This is a genomic window from Rhodococcoides sp. S146-33 (genome assembly GCF_059489205.1).
This window is the reverse complement of the sequence record NZ_JCAJWY010000004.1, coordinates 343670-357849: the sequence shown is the minus strand read 5'-3', so window position 1 is coordinate 357849 and position 14180 is coordinate 343670. Positions and strand designations below refer to the sequence as shown.

General features: G+C 66.3%; 10 protein-coding genes and 1 tRNA gene. 4 read left to right on the top strand and 7 right to left on the bottom strand.

Annotated features, from left to right (window positions below; translation table 11 throughout):
- Positions 1-2: 2 nt before the first annotated feature.
- Positions 3-812 carry an esterase/lipase family protein gene (locus AC5WEY_RS19490; RefSeq protein WP_495647146.1) on the top strand — a complete coding sequence of 270 codons (810 nt, stop codon included), beginning with the start codon at positions 3-5 and terminating at the stop codon, positions 810-812.
- 2 nt (positions 813-814) lie between these two features.
- Here AC5WEY_RS19490 and AC5WEY_RS19485 read toward each other — a convergent pair whose 3' ends face one another.
- From AC5WEY_RS19485 to AC5WEY_RS19460, 6 genes are all read right to left on the bottom strand, one after another.
- On the bottom strand, positions 815-1168 hold the full coding sequence (locus AC5WEY_RS19485; protein WP_495647145.1) for a DUF3817 domain-containing protein: 354 nt from the start codon (positions 1166-1168) through the stop codon (positions 815-817).
- Complete coding sequence (locus tag AC5WEY_RS19480) at positions 1165-1566, bottom strand: hypothetical protein (RefSeq protein ID WP_057478119.1); 402 nt, start codon at positions 1564-1566, stop codon at positions 1165-1167. The genes AC5WEY_RS19485 and AC5WEY_RS19480 overlap by 4 nt, the downstream gene beginning before the upstream one ends.
- Positions 1567-1654: 88 nt before the next feature.
- Positions 1655-1861, bottom strand: a complete 207-nt coding sequence (locus AC5WEY_RS19475; RefSeq protein WP_495647144.1) for a hypothetical protein — start codon at positions 1859-1861, stop codon at positions 1655-1657.
- Positions 1836-2201 carry a maleylpyruvate isomerase mycothiol-dependent enzyme family protein gene (locus AC5WEY_RS19470; protein WP_495647143.1) on the bottom strand — a complete coding sequence of 122 codons (366 nt, stop codon included), beginning with the start codon at positions 2199-2201 and terminating at the stop codon, positions 1836-1838. The genes AC5WEY_RS19475 and AC5WEY_RS19470 overlap by 26 nt, the downstream gene beginning before the upstream one ends.
- The gene (locus AC5WEY_RS19465; RefSeq protein WP_495647142.1) at positions 2150-2314 is read right to left on the bottom strand and encodes a hypothetical protein; all 165 of its coding nucleotides are present in this window, start codon (positions 2312-2314) and stop codon (positions 2150-2152) included. The genes AC5WEY_RS19470 and AC5WEY_RS19465 overlap by 52 nt, the downstream gene beginning before the upstream one ends.
- A 63-nt stretch (positions 2315-2377) precedes the next feature.
- Positions 2378-2459 (bottom strand) — tRNA-Leu (locus AC5WEY_RS19460).
- Between the two features lie 83 nt (positions 2460-2542).
- Between AC5WEY_RS19460 and AC5WEY_RS19455 the strand changes: the two genes are divergently transcribed.
- Positions 2543-3331, top strand: a complete 789-nt coding sequence (locus AC5WEY_RS19455) for a TetR/AcrR family transcriptional regulator (RefSeq protein WP_495647141.1) — start codon at positions 2543-2545, stop codon at positions 3329-3331.
- Here the strand turns inward: AC5WEY_RS19455 and AC5WEY_RS19450 are convergent.
- Complete coding sequence (locus AC5WEY_RS19450; RefSeq protein ID WP_495647140.1) at positions 3298-4029, bottom strand: DUF8548 family protein; 732 nt, start codon at positions 4027-4029, stop codon at positions 3298-3300. The two genes, AC5WEY_RS19455 and AC5WEY_RS19450, sit on opposite strands and share 34 nt — an antisense overlap.
- 435 nt (positions 4030-4464) lie before the next feature.
- On the opposite strand from AC5WEY_RS19450, the gene AC5WEY_RS19445 reads away from it, so the two are divergent.
- Together AC5WEY_RS19445 and acpS are read left to right on the top strand one after the other, a co-directional pair.
- Positions 4465-13770 (top strand): fatty acid synthase subunit beta domain-containing protein, encoded by a 9306-nt coding sequence (locus tag AC5WEY_RS19445; protein WP_495647139.1) that lies wholly within the window; start codon positions 4465-4467, stop codon positions 13768-13770.
- Positions 13770-14162, top strand: a complete 393-nt coding sequence (gene acpS, locus AC5WEY_RS19440) for a holo-ACP synthase AcpS (protein ID WP_008715184.1) — start codon at positions 13770-13772, stop codon at positions 14160-14162. The genes AC5WEY_RS19445 and acpS overlap by 1 nt, the downstream gene beginning before the upstream one ends.
- Positions 14163-14180: the final 18 nt, after the last annotated feature.

Sequence of the window (14180 nt, the reverse complement as noted above, 5' to 3'; positions counted from 1 at the left end):
TCGTGCGGGCGCGCGCAGTGCTGGGGCGTACGTCGGTTGCACTCGCAGCCGGCGCGTTGTTGCTGACGGGTATCCCGGCCTCGGCCACACCCACGGCAGGCTCGTTCGCCGAGGCTCTCGCATATTCGATCGCGCACCCAGGCGTGACGCCTGCCGGCGCGAACGATTACTCGTGCGTCCCCAGTGCCCAGCACCCGGAACCGGTGGTGCTGGTACACGGCTTCTTGGAGAACTCGTACGACAACTGGGCATCTCTGTCGCCGAAATTGGCCGATGCCGGCTACTGCGTGTTTGCGATCGACTACGGCAACACCGGGCCGGTACGCGCGTTCGGAGCGCTCGGGTCCATCCCCGAGAGTGCTGCGGAACTGTCGACCTTCGTCGATTCAGTCCTCGCGGCGACAGGAGCCGAAAAGGTGTCCATCGTCGGCCACTCGAAGGGAGGCACGGTGCCCCGCTACTACGCACGCTTCCTCGGCGGGGATGCCGCGGTGGCTCGGATAGTCGCGTTGTCCCCACCGAACTATCCGACTGCGGGCCCGCCGGTGCAAGACGACGTGCTGCAGAGACTGAACGAGGGGAGCGACACCGTCTCGGGAATCGAGTACACGACGATCGTCACCCGCTACGACCAGATCGTCGTTCCGTACACCGCGTCGCTGTTGTCCGGCGCGGGAAATACGAACATCGTGTTGCAGGACGTGTGCCCGGCGAACGTCGTCGAGCACACGGGAATTTCGTACGATCCGCTCGCCCAGCGCCTGGTGGAGAACGCGCTGGATCCGGAGAACGCGCAGCCGATCGGCTGCTGACGTCACACGGCGAAGTCGGCTTTGACCTGCTTGGTGCGCTTGTGTTCGATGTAGAACGACAGGAACGGGATGGTGCCGGCGAGCAGTGTTCCGATGGTGCGGCCGGCGGGCCAGCGCACTTTGATCGCGAGGTCGATCGTGAGGATCAGGTACACGAGGTAGACCCAACCGTGTACGACGGCAATCCAGTTCGGCACGTTCTCGACCTCGAAGATGTACTTCGCGACCATTTCGGTCACGAGGACCAGCAACCAGATGCCGGTGGCGTAGGCCAGAACGCGATAACGCAACAGCGCGGACGCGATCTTCTGAGTCTTGTTCGCAGACGCCTGCGCCTTTTCCGGTGCCGAACTCACGTGGTGCTCCTGTCGGTCCCGCGGGATTCGTTCAGCTCCGCGAGGTAGCTGTTGTACTCGAGTAGTTGCCGAGCCTCGGGATCGTCGAGGTCGCTGGAGTCCGCCGCCGGGGCATGACGTTGGGGAAGCAGGTCCAGGGGCACCTCGGTGGGACCGTCGGGACGTGCAGCCGCGGCTTCGTCCGGATCCTCGTCCTCGAGACGAACGAACTTGCGGTAGGCGTAGACCACGAACGCTGCGAACAACGGCCATTGGAACGCGTACCCGAGATTCTGGCCGTTGCCGCCGACGGCCTCGAAGCGCTCCCACTGCCACCATCCGAGGCCGAGGCAGACGGCCGCTGCCACCACGACCAGCGCGATCAACGCAGGTCGACGGTTCGGGCGGGAGGAGGTCACGCTTCGACGGTACCGGAGGTGCTACTACCGGAGGTAGTCGCGTGGTGCACGTTCGCGGTGATTCTCACCATGAGCGGCCCTGGTCTCTCTACGATCGTCGTCGACTCGCCCGCGCCGCCGCGAGTCGGTCTGCACCTGGGCCGGTGACGTCGGCGAGTGCGCTGCTGCGTCCGGTCAGAACCAGTGCCATCGTGCCCGCCGACCCTTCGATGATCGGGCCGTCGCCGCGGGTCCAGTCGAGATCGGTTGCGCGCCACTGCAGTCGAAGCTCAGGTCCTTTGAACGGTTGCCGCACCGGTCGCGGGCACCAGGAAATCGAGCATCGTGATCATGCGGTGGTCGGGAACATGGTGCTCGATGCCCAGCGGCCGACACATGTCCAGTCCGTGCACGATGACGTCGGACAGGGGAGCCATCGGCCCGTGTCCCGGCGGGGTGAATTTCTTGTCCGCGTGCGCTGTGAGGAGCTCGGGTAGTTCGTCGCCGTGCTTGCGCCTCACACGCTGGGTCATCAGCTGATTGGCCCGGTCGAAGTTGCCTCGGGTCCGTGCCATGGCGAGGCCGAATTGCCAGAGCGGGACGATCAACGGGACCACCAGGTGGGCGGCGACGTCGCGCACGGTCCAGGCGTCCACAGCGACGGGGTGTCCCATTGTTCCGGGGTGAAGGTCTCGAGAGTGCGCGCGATGGAGCGTCGTTCTTCGGAAATCTCGGCGAAAATTGCGTCGTTGTCGAGATCGCTGGACATACGAGCCACCTTCACGCGTCGGAACCTGGGAGTCTGGGGAGAAGCCGGGTCGAACGACCGTTGTGCGCGAGGGGGGACTTGAACCCCCACGTCCTGAGACACTGGAACCTAAATCCAGCGCGTCTGCCAATTCCGCCACTCGCGCGTGCCGGTGAAGTCTACAACCGATGCTCCGGTGCGTGCGACGCGGTTCTTCGAGCCGGGTCGACGTCCGATTAGGCTCGGCGCGTGGCGAAGAAGGAAAACTCGTTCGACCCAGCGCGGATCCTCGAGTTGCTGTGGCGAGTGGGGGCGAAGCCGAGCCGAACAGGGCTGAGCGTGGACGCGATCGTCGGTGCCGCGATCGAACTGGCCGATGGACACGGACTTGAGTACGTGTCGATGCGCAACGTGGCCGAACATCTCGGTGTCGGTGCGATGTCGCTCTATACCCACGTTCCCGGTCGCGAGGAGCTGGCCGATCTGATGATCGACGAATCTCTCGCCGGTCTCTATTCACATGTCGACGAGCCGTCCTCCGTCCCCGGCGGGTGGCGTCCTGCGCTGCGGTTCGTAGCCGAGCGCAATTGGCTTCTGTATCAACGTCATTCGTGGCTGCTCGACGCGGAGGGCGCGCGGCCGGTGTTGGGTCCGCACACCAACGACAAGTACGAGGCCGAGTTGCGGACCTTGGTCGATACGGGCCTGAGTGATGTCGAGATCGACTCCGTCCTCACCCTCGTACTCACACACGTCTCCGGTACCGCGCGTGCCCTCGCCGGCGTCGCGCGGGTGAGAGAACAGTCGGGAATGACCGACGCCCAATGGTGGTCGGCCACTGCGCCGATCGTCGAACGGGTGATGGACCGTGAGCGTTTTCCGGTGTCGTCTCGGGTCGGAACGGCCGCGGCGGCGTCGTACGACGCCGCCAGCGACCCGGTGCACGCCTACCGGTTCGGGTTGGAGTGCATTCTCGACGGCGTGGAGGCGCTGATGTCTCGCGGTCAGCCCGCCGATCGCAGTCCCGCTTCGGATTGACGCTGCTTCGTCCGGCGTGATGTGTGCTGATATCGCCACACGGCATGCTCGAGTACGGCGAGTTCGGTGCCGAGCGCGTTCGCCGCCGCCGTCAGGATCACGGGGGAGCGTTCTTCGGCAATTCCAGCAGCCAGGTTCTGGTGGAGGGGCTCGAGAGCGTCGGCGACGAACGAGTTCAGATGTCCGGTCGCCTTGTCGGTGCGCACCCCGAGATGCAGGAGCATGCATTCCCAGGTGGTCTCGCCGAGACCCGGGATCGCGCGGAAAGCGTCGAACTGTTCCTTCGTGTGCTGCTCGAAGTCGGTCGAACAGCTCAACCCCACCGAGATCAACGTGTGCGCCGCCACGGCTGCGGCCGCCGCCTTCGTTCGACTGTTGCCCGGAACGAACTGACGGTTGGACAGAATTTCGACGAGTTCATCCGGATCCGAAGTCAGTTCTGCGAGTGTTGTCAAGTCGTCGAGTCGGTTATCGCCACGGTGCGATCGCCAGCGCGCAATGACTGCGCGGACCCCGGTGGTCGGTCCGCCGTACGGGGCGCGGGCGGAGAAGATCGCATCGAGTAGCGCGACCTCGCTCTCACCCTGCCATCCGGGTGTCCAGTGCGGTGAACGTGATTGTGACGCAAACGATTCGATGTGCAGTAACACTGCGTCGAGTTCGCTCGGCGTGCAGATGTCTGTTACCGATGAGTACATGAATTCCCCCCGAATTCTGTCGACCACCCTCGAGAGTGGTGGTTCGAGTGACGAAGCTAGAGGACGCCACCGACAGGGTTGCCCGGAGCGTGTCTGTGCTCGAGATCACATCACGAAAATATAACGAAAAATGCGAGGGTTTCCTCATGTTCTGTACGCCCGGGCGATCCTCTCGCCAGCGTGAATGTGGGTTACCGACGAGTTGGGTAAACAAAAAGTAATACCGCTCGACGGGGTGTACTCGCTGGTAGCACTCGGACGTCCGAGCAAACCTGAGGATTTCCTCATGATTTTGTGTCAGTCTTGATCAGCGCGGAGAGACCTGTCGACGACGACCGGCTCACTGCTTCTGCCGCGAAAGCCCACGACGCACTCGGGCAGCCATCACAGCGAGCGCCCCGACCCCCGAGGCGCCCACGAGAGGAATCTTCAGCCTTGACGATCAACGAGAGCACACCATCACACGGACGCGGCACGCGAAGCAACGGCAACGCAGGCAAATCCCCTAAAGGCAATGGCGGCTCTCGGACTCTGGCAGATCGTTTCGCCGCGGGCGAGCCCTATGCACTGGCATTCGGTGGTCAGGGCGCACCGTGGCTCAGCTCCCTCGAAGAGCTGGCCCGCGATTCTGCACTCGAGCCCGAACTCACCGATCTCGTCAACGAGGCTGCAGCCGTACTCGCGCCCGTCTCCGACGAGCTACTGGTCGTTCGCTCCGTGGGATTCGACCCCATCGGCTGGATGCTCGAGCAGGATCTCGCCGACGACGACACCGTCGGCTCGTACGGACCGTCCGAGGCTGCGCTGACCTCCGCCGCGGTGTCGCTTCCCGGGGTGTTCCTCACCCAGGTCGCAGCGCTGCGCGCGTTGAAGCTGCAGGGACTCGATCCCTCCCAGACGCCGCCCGTCAAGGTGGTCGGACACTCGCAGGGACTCATCGCTGCCGAGTCCGTCGCCGCGGACGGCGCGCAGGATGCGAACTTCCTCGCGATCGCTCAGCTCGTGGGTGCCGCAGCCGGTCTGGTCGGCCGCCGCCGCGGCATCATCGGTGCCGGCGACCGCGCGCCGATGGTGTCCGTCGCCAACGTTGCGCCCGAACGCCTGCAGACCATCATCACCGACCTCGAGATCGTCGGAGCACCGGAGCGATCCGCTGCACTCGCCATCCGCAACGGCCGCCGTCGCGTCGTACTCTCGGGACCGCCGGCGCAGCTGGCCCGCGTTCAGGAGAAGTGCGAGCAGATCGCTGCCGAGGAAGAGCGTGAGCGCGACGCCAAGAAGCGCGGCGGTGCCGTGTTCGCCCCGGTCTTCGAGCAGCTCCCGGTCGAGATCGGCTTCCACCACCCCGCTCTCGAAGACGCCGTCGAACTCGTCAGCGCCTGGGCGCAGCGCTGTGGACTCGACGTCGAGCTCGCTCGCGGCCTCGCGCAGAAGATCCTGGTCGACTCCGTGGACTGGGTCGACGCCATCGACGGCGTTGTCGACGCCGGTGCCGATTGGATCCTCGATCTCGGTCCGGGCGACCTCCTCACCCGCATGACCACTCCGGCACTGCGCGGACAGGGCGTCGGCATCATCGCCGCGTCGTCCCGCGGCGGCCACCGCAATCTGCTCACCCCCGGAGCTGCACCCGAGGTGCAGCCCGCATGGTCTGCCTTTGCACCGAAGCCGGTCACCCTGCCCGACGGCCGCGTCGTGGTCGAGACTTCCTTCACCAAGATGACCGGTCGTTCGCCGATCCTGCTCGCCGGTATGACGCCGACGACGGTCGACGCGAAGATCGTCGCCGCAGCTGCCAACGCAGGCCACTGGGCCGAGCTCGCCGGTGGCGGCCAGGTCACCGAGGACATCTTCACCGATCGCGTCGCCGAGCTCTCCACTTTGCTGGAGCCCGGCCGCGCCATCCAGTTCAACTCGCTGTTCCTCGATCCCTACCTGTGGAAGCTTCAGCTCGGCGGACGCCGCATCGTGCAGCGCGCACGTGCAGCAGGTGCCGCCATCGACGGCGTCGTCGTCACGGCAGGCATTCCCGAACTCGACGAGGCAGTCGCCCTCATCGAAGAGCTGTCCGAGGCCGGCATCAGCTACGTCTCGTTCAAGCCCGGCACCGTCGCGCAGATTCGCGCCGTCATCCGTATCGCCAACGAGGTCCCGTCCTACCAGGTCAACGTCCACATCGAAGGTGGCCGCGCAGGTGGACACCACTCGTGGGAGGACCTCGACGACCTGCTGCTGACCACCTACGCAGAACTGCGGTCGCGGCCCAACCTCGTCATCTGTGTCGGCGGCGGCATCGGAACCCCCGAGCGCGCAGCGGAATACCTCACGGGCACCTGGTCGGCCGTGTACGGCTACCCCAAGATGCCGCTCGACGGAATCCTTGTCGGCACCGCTGCCATGGCCACCCTCGAAGCCACTACGGCACCCGAGGTCAAGCAGCTTCTCGTCGACACACCGGGAACTCCAGACTGGGTGGGTGCCGGAACCGCCAACGGCGGAATGGCTTCGGGCCGTAGCCAGCTCGGTGCCGACATCCACGAAATCGACAACGCGGCATCGCGTTGCGGCCGACTGCTCGACGAGGTCGCCGGCAACGCCGACGCCGTGGCCGAGCGCCGCGACGAGATCATCGCCGCACTCGACGGCACCGCAAAGCCGTTCTTCGGTGACGTCGCCGAGATGACCTACCAGCAGTGGCTCGCTCGCTACCTGGATCTGGCCATCGGCACCGACTCGCGCAGCGACTTCGATTGCGGCGGTGAGTTCACCGATGCCGTGACCGAGGCACACGAATCGGTGTGGCTCGACATCACCTGGCGCACCCGCTTCCTGGAGATGCTGCAGCGCGCCGAGGCTCGTCTGCACCCGGTCGATCGCGGACCCATCCCCACCCTGTTCGCCGACGCCGAGGTTCTCGAACGTCCGCGTGCAGCGCTGAAGTCGCTGCTCGCACAGTTCCCCGACGCCGCCGACGTGGTGCTGCACCCGGCCGACATCACCTTCTTCACCTCGCTGTGCCGCATGCCCGGCAAGCCGGTCAACTTCGTCCCCGTCGTCGACGGCGACGTGCGTCGCTGGTGGCGCAGTGACTCGCTGTGGCAGGCACACGACGCTCGCTACTCCGCCGATCAGGTCTGCATCATCCCCGGAACCGTTGCCGTCGCCGGCATCACCCGCGTGGACGAGCCGGTCGGCGAACTGCTGAACCGCTTCGAGAAGGCCACTGCGGACCAGCTTCTCGCCGAGGGTGTCGAGCCGGCGGCCATCGCCAGCCGTCGCCACGCCGAGATCGCGCCCGGACTGCTGGGCATCGTGCTGGCAGCTCCCGACGTCACCTGGGCCTCGCGGATGACGCAGAACCCCGTTGCACGCCTCGGTGATCCGGCCGACTGGACCGTCGATTCCGATTCGGTCGCCTCGCATCCGCAGACCGGCTCCTCGCTGACCGTGCTCGATGCGGAGCATGTGGAGCTGCTGGTTCCTCTCGCTCCCGGCAAGGAAGTACGCATCCGTTTGACGGTGCCCGCCTCCACGATCGACGGCGGCGCTCCCGTCGTCACCGCACAGGACGCGCAGCAGGCCATGTCGGCGCTGCTCGGAGTTGCTGCCGGCCAGGAGCTTCCGGCCGTCAAGGGTGGCGTCGCACGGCTGAACATCGCGTGGATTCCGGACCTGATCGCCGACCACGCGGGCGTCACCGGTTCCGGTCTGCCAGACACCCTGACCGTCAGCGGCAAGGCCGTTCCCGACGTTCTCGTCGGTGCCTGCTGGCCCGCCGTCTTCGCGGTTCTCGGTGCCACCAGAAACGCCGAGGGCATCGACGTCATCGAAGGCATGCTCGACCTGGTGCATCTCGATCACAGCGTGAACCTTGTCGGGGAATTGCCCACCGACACATCGATTCTCGTGGTCAAGGCCGCAGCCGGAGAGGTGCTCGACACCGACCTCGGCCGCGTCGTCGAGGTCACCGTCGAGATCGGTGCCATGCTCGGCGAGGGTCTCGATGCCCCTTCCGTCGCAACCTTGGTGGAGCGCTTCGCAATTCGTGGACGCACCGGCAAGGGCGAGCTGACCGATCCGGCTCGCGCAGGCGGATCCCTCAGCGCCGACGCCAAGGACACCCCGCGTCGTCGTCGCCGTCAGGCCACCATCGTGGCCCCGCGCAACATGGCCGCATTCGCTCAGGTCTCGGGTGACCACAACCCGATTCACACCTCGGATGCCGCCGCACTGCTCGCCGGTCTCGGCAGCCCGATCGTGCACGGCATGTGGCTCTCCGCTGCTGCGCAGCAGACGGTCACCGCCGTCGATCACGCGGACACCAAGACTCCGCCGCGTCGTCTCACCGCATGGACTGCACGCTTCCTCGGCATGGTTCGCCCCGGAGCCGAGATCGACGTTCGCGTCGACCGCACCGGATTCGACCAGGGTGCCGAGCTCGTCGAGGTGTCCTGCCGTGTCGCAGGCGAACTCGTCATGGTCGCCACTGCTCGCACCGCTGCGCCGAAGACCGTCTACGCATTCCCCGGCCAGGGCATCCAGCGCCCGGGTATGGGACTGGACGCACGGGCTCGGTCGAAGGCCGCTCGTGAGGTGTGGGAGCGTGCCGACAAGCACACCCGCAGCGCACTCGGATTCTCGATTCTCGCTGTGGTGCGCGACAACCCGACCACGCTCAAGGCGCGCGGCGTCACGCACAAGCATCCCGACGGTGTGCTGCACCTGACCCAGTTCACCCAGGTCGCGATGGCCGTTCTCGGTGTCGCACAGGTTGCCGAACTGCGCGAATCCGGTGCGTTCGTGGAGAACTCCATCCTCGCCGGCCACTCGGTGGGTGAGTACAACGCATTGGCAGCCGTCGCCGGGGTGCTTCCGCTCGAAGCCGTCCTCGAGGTCGTCTTCCAGCGCGGCTCGGCCATGCACGCACTCGTTCCTCGTGACGAGAACGGCCGAAGCGACTACCGGATGGCAGCCATTCGCCCGTCTCAGATCGGCCTGGCCGACGAGGACGTGCAAGGCTTCGTCGCCGGTGTCGCAGCAGAATCCGGTGAGTTCCTCGAAATCGTCAACCTCAACCTGCGCGGTTCGCAGTACGCCATTGCGGGCACCGTTGCCGGCCTCGGCGAGCTCGAGAAGAAGATCGCAGTTCGCCGCGCAGAGTTCGGTGGCAAGGCCGCCTACATCATGGTGCCGGGCATCGACGTGCCGTTCCACTCGACGGTGCTGCGCGGCGGAGTCGACGACTTCCGCAACCGCCTCGAGACCCTGCTGCCCGAGCAGCTCGATCCGGCGATCCTGGTGGGGCGCTACATCCCGAACCTGGTGCCCAAGCCGTTCTCGCTCGACCGCGAGTTCGCCCAGGAGATCGCCGATCTGGTGCCGTCCGAGCCGCTGAACACCGTTCTCGCGGACTTCGATTCGTGGGCCGCACGGCCGAGCGATCTGTGCCGCGTGATTCTGACCGAGCTGCTGGCATGGCAGTTCGCCAGCCCGGTTCGATGGATCGAGACGCAGGACCTGCTGTTCGCGGACGAGTCCGACGGCGGCATGGGAATCGAGCGCTTCGTCGAGATCGGCCTCGGCGCAACGCCGACCGTCGCCAACCTCGCGTCGCAGACCCTCAAGCTGCCCGGCCGCTTCGGTCACCCGGTCGAGGTGCTCAACCTCGAACGTGAAGCCGCGATCGTCTACGGCACCGACACCGACCCGGCTCCGGCCGACGAGGACGAAGCAACTCCGGCTCCCGAGACCGCTGCTCCTGCAGCAGCAGCGGCGGCTCCGGCCGCAGCACCCGCTCCGGCCGCAGCACCGTCGGGCGGACCTCGCCCCGACGACATCGCGTTCGTCGCCGCCGATGCGACCAAGATCCTGATCGGCCTGTGGACCAAACTGCAGCTCGACCAGATCGGGCCCGCCGACACCATCGAGGCACTGTGCGACGGCGTGTCCTCACGTCGTAACCAGCTGCTCGTCGACCTCGGCTCCGAGCTCTCGCTCGGTGCGATCGACGGCGCAGCCGATGCCGACATGGGCGCGCTCTCGGGCACGGTGAACAAGCTGGCTCGTACCTACAAGCCCTTCGGCCCGGTACTCAGCGATTCGATCAACGATCACCTCCGCAAGGTCTTCGGCCCCTCGGGTCGACGCCCGGCCTCGATCGCCGATCGCGTCAAGAAGACCTGGGAACTGGGCGACGGCTGGGCGCATCACGTCACTGCCGAGGTCGCTCTCGGTACCCGTGACGGTGCCTCGGTCCGCGGCGGTGCACTCGGCGGCCTGGCCGACGGCGCTCTCGCCGACGGCAATGCTGTCGACAACGTCATCGATGCGGCAGTAGCTGCGGTGGCCGCACGTCGCGGCGTCGCGGTCTCGATGCCGCAAGCAGGCGGTGGGGCCGGCGGAACCGTCGACGCTGCTGCTCTGGGTGAGTTCACCGAGCACATCACCGGCCGCGACGGCGTTCTCGCCTCCGCAGCCCGGTTGGTTCTCGAACAGCTCGGACTGGCCGATGCCCCCAACTCGCTGCTGGCCGAGGATCCCGACGCCGCTCTGGTCGAGCTGGTCTCGGCCGAACTCGGATCGGACTGGCCTCGCCTGGTCGCTCCCGCGTTCGACGCCAAGCGCGCCGTGCTGATCGACGACCGGTGGGCAACTGCCCGTGAGGATCTGGCCCGGTTGTGGCTCGGTACCGCAGGCGACGTCGCTGTCGAGTCCTTCGCCGGTGCAGGCAATGCCGTTGCAGCACAGGCACAGTGGTGGAAGGCCAAAGCCGACTACGAGAACAGGACGCTGCTCGCCGAGACCTTCGGACGCATCGCAGACATCTCGGTTGCATCCGAGAACAAGGGCCAGTGGGCCGACGAGGTCGCAGTCGTCACCGGTGGCAGCAAGGGATCCATCGCAGCAGCGGTGACCGCCAAGCTGCTGGCCGGGGGAGCGACGGTCTTCGTCACCACGTCCAGACTCGACGACGAGCGGCTCGGGTTCTACCGCTCGCTCTACCGCGACAACGCACGCAGCGGCGCGTCGCTCTGGGTGGTTCCGGCCAACATCGCGTCGTACACCGACGTCGATGCACTCATCGAGTGGATCGGCAGCGACTTCATCGACACTGCGGGTGGCGCAAAGACTCTGGTCAAGGCCGCCACGACGCCGACGATGCTGTTCCCGTTCGCCGCACCTCGGGTCATGGGCGAGATGTCCGACGCCGGAGCTCGCGCCGAGATGGAAATGCGTGTGCTGCTCTGGTCGGTCGAGCGTCTGATCACCGGCCTGTCGAAGGTCGGCTACGACACCGACATCGACACCCACCTGCACGTGGTGCTGCCGGGATCGCCGAACCGCGGAATGTTCGGTGGCGACGGTGCTTACGGCGAATCGAAGGCCGCACTCGACGCTGTTGTCGCCAAGTGGGGCTCGGAGAAGAACTGGGCCGAGCGGGTGTCCATCGCCCACGCTCACATCGGGTGGGTGCGCGGCACCGGCCTGATGGGTGGCAACGATCCCATCGTCGAGGCGGTCGAGGCCGAGGGTGTGCGCACCTGGTCGACCGAGGAGATGGCGACCGAGCTGCTCGAACTGTGCACGCCTGCCGCTCGTCGTCAGGCTGCGCAGGAACCGATCACCGCCGATCTCACGGGCGGCTTGGCCAACACCAAGCTCAACCTGGTCGAGCTCGCTCGGGACGCAGCTGCGGCCGCGTCCGAGAAGACCGAAGAGGCAGTGGACAACTCGGTCATCGCGGCACTGCCCGCGCCGCCGCGGCTGTCGACGTCGACCACGGCTCCGGCCTGGCCGAGCCTGGACGTCGACCCGAAGGACCTGATCGTGATCGTCGGTGCAGGTGAGCTCGGACCCTACGGTTCGGCGCGTACCCGCTTCGAGATGGAGGTCGACGAGCAGCTCTCTGCCGCAGGCGTTCTCGAACTCGCGTGGAACACCGGCCTGATCGCTTGGGAGAACGACCCCAAGCCCGGTTGGTACGACATCGAGTCCGGTGACCTGGTGCCCGAGGAGGACATCGCCGACAAGTATCACGACATCGTGGTCGAGAAGTGCGGTATCCGCACCTACGGCGACGACGGCGCGATGGTCGGCAACACCGCTCCGCTGATGACCTCGATCTTCCTCGACAACGACCTCACCTTCGTGGTCGGAACCGAGATCGATGCCCGGTCGTTCGCAGCAGCGGATCCCGAGCACACACTGATTACGCCGGTCCCGGATTCGAGCGACTGGCAGGTCACCCGCAAGGCGGGCACCGAGATCCGCGTCCCGCGCAAGATGAAGCTCACCCGCACCGTGGGTGGACAGATTCCGACCGGATTCGATCCCACCAAGTGGGGAATTTCGCCCGACATGGCCAGCTCGGTCGACCGAGTTGCGCTGTGGAACATCGTCACCACGGTCGACGCGTTCATCTCCTCGGGCTTCAACCCGTCGGAACTGATGCGCTGGGTGCACCCGACGCTGGTCGCCAACACACAGGGCACCGGCATGGGCGGCATGGAGTCCATGCGCTCGCTGTACATCGACACCCTGCTCGGTGACGCTCGCGCGAACGACATCCTGCAGGAGGCTCTGCCGAACGTCGTAGCGGCGCACGTGGTTCAGTCGTATATCGGTAGCTACGGCGCAATGGTTCACCCTGTTGCCGCCTGCGCCACCGCTGCAGTGTCGGTCGAGGAAGGCGTCGACAAGATCAAGCTGGGCAAGGCTCAGCTGGTGGTTGCCGGCGGGTTCGACGACCTGAGCAGCGAAGGCATCATCGGCTTCGGCGACATGTCGGCCACCGCGGACTCGGCGGCGATGTCCGCCAAGGGAATCAGTGATCGACGGTTCTCCCGGGCCAACGACCGTAGGCGCGGAGGATTCGTCGAATCGCACGGCGGCGGAACGATTCTGCTCGCTCGCGGAGACCTGGCCCTCGAGATGGGCCTGCCCGTCCTCGGTGTGGTTGCCTACGCGCAGTCGTACGGCGACGGAGTGCACACCTCCATCCCGGCTCCGGGACTCGGCGCGCTCAGTGCCGGTCGCGGCGGCAAGGATTCCGCATTGGCGCTCTCCCTCAACGCACTCGGCGTCAGCGCAGACGACGTGGCCGTGATCTCCAAGCACGACACGTCCACCGCAGCCAACGATCCGAACGAGGCGGAACTGCACACTCGCCTCGCCAAGGCCATCGGCCGCTCGGACGGTGCTCCGCTGTTCGTGGTCTCGCAGAAGAGCCTCACCGGACACTCGAAGGGTGGAGCGGCTGCCTGGCAGCTCATCGGCCTGTGCCAGGTGTTGGCCAACGGTGTCATCCCGCCGAACCGCAGCCTCGACTGCGTCGACGACAAGATGACCGCTTTCGAGCATCTGGTGTGGGCACGGGAGCCGCTGCGCTTCGGTGACTCGGTTCCGCTCAAGGCGGGTCTGCTCACCTCGCTCGGGTTCGGGCACGTGTCCGGTCTCATCGCGCTGGTGCATCCGCAGGCGTTCATCGAGGCCGTTCCGGCCGAGCGGCGGGCGGAATACATCGCCAAGGCGAACGAGCGACGCATCGCCGGTCAGCGCAGGCTGATCTCGGCCATGGTCGGTGGCGACTCGCTCTACGAACGGCCCGACGATCGACGGCTGGGACATGACGGGACGCCGGCCAAGGCGTCGCGCGAACTGGAGGCACACGTGTTGCTCAACGAGTCCGCTCGCCTCGGCGAGGACGATGTCTACTCCTCCGGTCTGCCGGGTGCCATCTGATGGCGATTCTGGGAGTGGGTTTCGACCTGGTGACGGTGTCCGACTTCGCCGAGCAGATGGAGAAGGTCGGTACGACCATGATCCGCGACAGCTTCACCGCAGGTGAGCGTCGGCATGCCGCGACGAAGAGTTCCGATCCGACCCGCCACTACGCAGCACGGTGGGCGGCCAAGGAAGCAGTGCTGAAGGCATGGGCGACATCGCGTTTCGCTCGGCCGCCGCAGATCGGCGACAACCCGTACCCGTTGATCGAGGTCGTCAACGATGCCTGGGGCCGGCCGTCCATCAAATTGCACGGCATGGCGCAGGAGTTCCTGCCGACGGTGAAGATTCACCTGTCGCTCACGCACGACGGCGATATCGCTGCCGCGGTGGCGATCCTGGAGGAGTGAGTACGTCCTGAAACGAGT

Coding starts and splice junctions, on each gene's coding strand:
- AC5WEY_RS19450 (WP_495647140.1), bottom strand. CDS start 4,029: ATGTACTCATCGGTAACAGACATCTGCACGCCGAGCGAACTCGACGCA.
- AC5WEY_RS19465 (WP_495647142.1), bottom strand. CDS start 2,314: ATGTCCAGCGATCTCGACAACGACGCAATTTTCGCCGAGATTTCCGAA.
- acpS (WP_008715184.1), top strand. CDS start 13,770: ATGGCGATTCTGGGAGTGGGTTTCGACCTGGTGACGGTGTCCGACTTC.